We start from the raw sequence: 3,354 nt of genomic DNA, 5'->3' as shown, positions 1-3,354 counted from the left end.
AGTCAACGTCGCAGGCCCAGTCGTCGCCATCGGCATCATACTCCTCCGAGCCGGTAAGATAGATACTATAGCCTTCATCCTGCTCGAAAATACCGATATTGAAAGCTGTTATTTCCGAAGGGACAGTCTCTTTGCTGTCAATGGCTGTGAGCCAATCATGAATTCGCATTTTCATGCTATCACTTTTTTCGCCAAACAAGCTGTTTATCAATGATTTAATTATATTCATAGCTGAAAGTATTATAATACAATATGGTCCTCAACATCTATATAAACGAAATTCTCTTCGCACAGGCGTATAAATTCATCAGAAAAGCCGAAAGATTTATGGATAGAGAACAGAGTCTGATCAAATACTACCATCAGCATCTCGTCACCGTGTGCAATGGCATGCTGGTATGTATAATTAATAAGTGAATCATCATTCTTTAACTCCCGTATCAGATATGATATACATTCATCTGTCAATTCTATGCAATGGGAATAATAGTAGTTATACGCCTCGGGCAGTTCTGAAGCGTATTTTTCCAATTCCAAAAGTTGCCCATCTTTAAACGCATCATCAAGATACTGGTCTACATACCACCGGCATGACTGTGGCAACTTTTCCAAAATTGTGGTGAATAATTTGACTTCGAACTCTTCCATATTCTATTAGTATCACTGTATTTTCATTTCTCCATTCCATATACGTTCAAACTCCTCTTCTTTGATAAAGTCTTTGTGAATCCATTTTATATCAGAGAATTCCAAACGGCTCATCTTGTGGTTGCTTGCCGCAATGTCGTCGGTTGTCATGCGTGTCACCTTGCCGTCGTAGGCAATCTCAACAAGTCTTGCAATGCCTTTGCCGTGGAAATGGAAAAAGGTCTGTGTGCTGTAATAGTCGTACCCCTTCTTCACATATATATCGGCACCAGGTAGTGCGACGCGATGGCGTATGCCGAACTCGTATATATAAGAATGCCAGTCGGTGTCAAAGCCCAACTTCATACGCATCAGCAGATAATAATACGGAATGATAGCCCCATCCTCTATCTTGCCTGCATATTCTTTCGGCAGTCTGCCTAAAAAAACAGCATCTTCCCCGATGTGCCATATACGCCAGTTTTCCTCGGGCTCTACACATTCGATACTCCTGCCGGGACCATAGCTTACAGGCGAGGTCGCTCCGAACAGTATTTTCCGGCAATCTTCTTCCCCTGACTTTTTCGAATCGCCAACCTTATACCATGCGTCGTTCATTATTCCGTCGCGAATATCGGTATGCAGATAAAACAGCACCTCATCGCTGACAATATCTTCTATACACGGTTTATAGTCCATTGGATAACGCCGCTTGAACACACGGACGACGTTGCTGTTCTTCTTCTGCACCACATCGTTAATGATATACTGAAAGAAACACTTGTACTTGCCGTCGATTTCGGCACAGAACACATCGCCTGCTTTTGTTACTATTCGCTTAGACTTTTCCATATCGTTTTATTCATTTAAGTTTGTTGTTTTCTATAATCATGATAATTCAGTTACACAATATTCCGCATACTAACATTCGCGATATATATCTTCATCTCCATTCCATGCACGTTCAAACTCTTCTTCGCTGACAAAGTCATCCGGATTCCAATTTATGTCAGAGAATACCACACCGTTCATTCTGTGGTCGTTAGCTGCAATGTCGTCAGCAGTCATGCGTACTGCCTTGACTTCATCTGAAATCTCCACAAGCCTAACTATGTTGTTGCCATGGAAATAGAAATATGTCAACGTACTATAGCCGTCATATCCTTTCTTTACATAAATATCTGCGTAAGGAAGGGGGATGCGTTTCCTTTTGCCAGAGTTGTATAAATGAGAAAAGCCTGAATAAAAACCATATCTCATGCGATCAACGATACTAGTATATGGATACACACCACCAGTCTCTATCTCATCAATATATTTTTTTGGTAGTTTACCTATATGAAACTGTTCTTCTCCTATATGCCAAACACGCCAGTTTTCCATAGGATCAACATATTCCATATTTCCTTTAGAGTCCATTATGTAGTCAAAAGTTGAACCGAACAGTACTTTCCTGCACTCTTCCTCGCCTAAATTCATCGACTTGCCCACCTTATACCATGCATTATAAATTATGCCTGCATACAGAATAGTATGGGCATAAAACAACACCTCATCATTCACTATTTCTTCCATATCAGGCTTGTAGTCCATTGGATAACGCCGCTTGAACACACGTATAACGGAACTGTTCAGCTGCACCAGGTCGTTCATGATATACTGAAAGAAACATTTGTACTTACCGTCAATCTCGGCACAAAATACATTGCCGATTTTTGTTACTATTCGCTTTGCCATACTTTTACATCCTCTTCGTTCCATGCACGGTCAAACTCTTCTTCACTTATAAAGTCACTATAACACCATTTTATATCAGAGAAAGCCACACCGTTCATTCTGTGGTTGTTCGCTGCAATGTCGTTAGCAGTCATGCGTACAGCCTTGCCTTCATCAGAAATCTCCACAAGCCTTACTATGTCGTTGCCATGGAAATAGAAATATGTCAACGTGCTATACCCATCGTATCCTTTCTTTACGTATATGTTTGCGTAAGGCAGAGGGATGCGACGGCGTATATCAAATTCATATATATCAGAATAAGCAGGGTCAAAGCCATACTTCATTCGGTCAATAATTCCAATATATGGAATCACGACACCATCTTCTATATTACCAAAATATTTTTCCGGCAGTTTTCCTATATAATTAAATTCTTCTCCAATATGCCAAACCATCCAATTATCGGACCGATTAACAGTTCTTGGATGTCCTGATTCGTCGAATATAGTATCATTGGTATATCCGAACAGTACATTCCTGCACTCTTCCTCTCCCAAATTCATCGACTTGCCCACCTTATACCAGGCATCGTACATTATGCCAGCATACAGAATTGTGTGGGCATAAAACAACACCTCATCATTCACTATTTCTTCCATATCAGGCTTGTAGTCCATTGGATAACGCCGCTTGAACACACGTATAACGGAACTGTTCAGCTGTACCAGGTCGTTCATGATATACTGAAAGAAACACTTGTACTTATCGTCAATCTCGGCACAAAATACATTGCCGATTTTGGTTACTATTCGCTTTGCCATACTTTCTTTTTATTTCACCCGTACAAGTTGACCGTCATCGAACCCCACCATAACCACTCTGCCTGCAAAAACAGAGGTGCTCGTGTTGGCTGATGTATCGAGATAATCGGACACTATTTTCACTATCATATCCTGAAACTCCTGCCACTCCATAGCCTTTATGCCGGGGCCTGACAATTCCAGATAC

At 41.0% G+C, this 3,354-nt stretch carries 4 protein-coding genes; all 4 read right to left on the bottom strand.

The features are described 5' to 3' along the window. Nucleotides 1-240: 240 nt before the first annotated feature. Nucleotides 241-648, bottom strand: coding sequence for a hypothetical protein (locus HPS55_RS13835; RefSeq protein ID WP_172176332.1), 408 nt, complete (start codon nucleotides 646-648; stop codon nucleotides 241-243). 12 nt (nucleotides 649-660) lie between these two features. Beyond that, nucleotides 661-1,479, bottom strand: coding sequence for a hypothetical protein (locus HPS55_RS14135; RefSeq protein ID WP_216653122.1), 819 nt, complete (start codon nucleotides 1,477-1,479; stop codon nucleotides 661-663). 69 nt (nucleotides 1,480-1,548) lie between these two features. Beyond that, nucleotides 1,549-2,364, bottom strand: a complete 816-nt coding sequence (locus HPS55_RS13825) for a hypothetical protein (RefSeq protein WP_172176330.1) — start codon at nucleotides 2,362-2,364, stop codon at nucleotides 1,549-1,551. Next, nucleotides 2,349-3,167 (bottom strand): Imm26 family immunity protein, encoded by an 819-nt coding sequence (locus HPS55_RS13820; protein WP_172176328.1) that lies wholly within the window; start codon nucleotides 3,165-3,167, stop codon nucleotides 2,349-2,351. Before HPS55_RS13820 ends, HPS55_RS13825 begins: the two co-directional genes overlap by 16 nt. Between the last annotated feature and the right edge of the window lie 187 nt (nucleotides 3,168-3,354).

It is taken from the genome of Xylanibacter rodentium, assembly GCF_013166575.1.
Taxonomy (GTDB): Bacteria; Bacteroidota; Bacteroidia; order Bacteroidales; family Bacteroidaceae; genus Prevotella; species Prevotella rodentium.
This window is presented reverse-complemented; position numbering and strand designations above follow the sequence as displayed.

Bases quoted from the DNA above. Each gene is read 5' to 3' on its own strand.
- HPS55_RS13820 (WP_172176328.1), bottom strand. From the start codon at position 3,167: ATGGCAAAGCGAATAGTAACCAAAATCGGCAATGTATTTTGTGCCGAG.
- HPS55_RS14135 (WP_216653122.1), bottom strand. From the start codon at position 1,479: ATGGAAAAGTCTAAGCGAATAGTAACAAAAGCAGGCGATGTGTTCTGT.
- HPS55_RS13835 (WP_172176332.1), bottom strand. From the start codon at position 648: ATGGAAGAGTTCGAAGTCAAATTATTCACCACAATTTTGGAAAAGTTG.
- HPS55_RS13825 (WP_172176330.1), bottom strand. From the start codon at position 2,364: ATGGCAAAGCGAATAGTAACAAAAATCGGCAATGTATTTTGTGCCGAG.